Genomic DNA, 1073 nt, shown 5'->3' with positions numbered 1-1073 from the left:
CCTAGGTGTATTGACCCGCAGCGTTGTTCACGCGGCTGATGGGTGGCTGGCCTGCGAGTGCGGTGTGGCAGCGGTGGTGGTTGTAGGTGTGCAGGAAGTCTGCCAGGGCGTCGGTGCGTTCGGTGTTGCTGGTGTAGGGCCGCAGATAGGCCCACTCCTCGAGCAGGGTGCGGTTGAAGCGTTCGACCTTGCCGTTGGTCTGCGGCCGGTAGATGCGGGTGAGCTTGCCGGCCGCGCCGAGGTCGGCAAGGGCCTGCTGCCAGGCGAAGCTCTTGCGGTAGGGCCAGGCGTTGTCGGTCAGGACCCGTTCGATGCGGGTGATGCCGCAGGTGGCGAAGAAGGCCGCGGCCCGGGTCAGGAAGGCCGCGCAGGTGGCGGCCTTCTCGTCCGCGTGGATCTCGCTGTAGGCCAGGCGGCTGTGGTCGTCGACGGCAGAGTGGATGTAGTCGAAGCCCATGCCACTGCGGGTGGCCCGGCCGGCCTGGCGGCCCAGTGCCTTGTGGCCCCCGCCGTCTGGGATGCGGCCGAGTTTCTTGACGTCCACGTGGACCAGCTCCCCGGGCCGGTCGCGTTCGTAGCGGCGGATGACCTGTCCGGTGGGCCGGTCCATGAAGGCCAGGCGGTTCAGACCGTGCCGGGTCAGGATGCGGTGGACGGTGGAGGCGGGCAGGTGCACGATCGGGCCGATGCGGGCAGGGCCGAGTTTGCGGTCCTGGCGCAGCCGGCACACCCGGGCCTCGATGAGCGGTGCAGTGCGGTGGGGTGTCGTCAGCGGACGGCTGGAGCGGTCGTGCAGCCCCTGTTCGCCCTCGGCTCGCCAGCGGCGGATCCACTTGTGGGCCGTGACGCGCGAGATGCCCATTTCGGCCGCGACATGCGCGACGGGGCGGCCGGAACGGACACGCTCGACCAACAGCCGCCTGCCATGAACGGTCAGCCGGGCATTACGGTGGGACACGAAGACCTCCGTGCGGTGCAGTCCTAGACAGCTCCACCACACCGGAGGTCTTCGCCATGATCAAGCCCAGCGAGCGTTAACAACGCTCGTGATCAATACACCTAGCTTGTTCTTT

Annotated in this window: 1 protein-coding gene; it reads right to left on the bottom strand. The window is 68.2% G+C overall.

Features of this window, described 5'->3' with window-relative positions:
- Nucleotide 1: 1 nt before the first annotated feature.
- On the bottom strand, nucleotides 2-958 hold the full coding sequence (locus ACFRAC_RS36800; protein ID WP_382939802.1) for an IS481 family transposase: 957 nt from the start codon (nucleotides 956-958) through the stop codon (nucleotides 2-4).
- Nucleotides 959-1073 lie beyond the last annotated feature (115 nt).

It is taken from the genome of Streptomyces sp. NPDC056628 (assembly GCF_042792555.1).
GTDB lineage: Bacteria > Actinomycetota > Actinomycetes > Streptomycetales > Streptomycetaceae > Streptomyces.
This window is presented reverse-complemented; position numbering and strand designations above follow the sequence as displayed.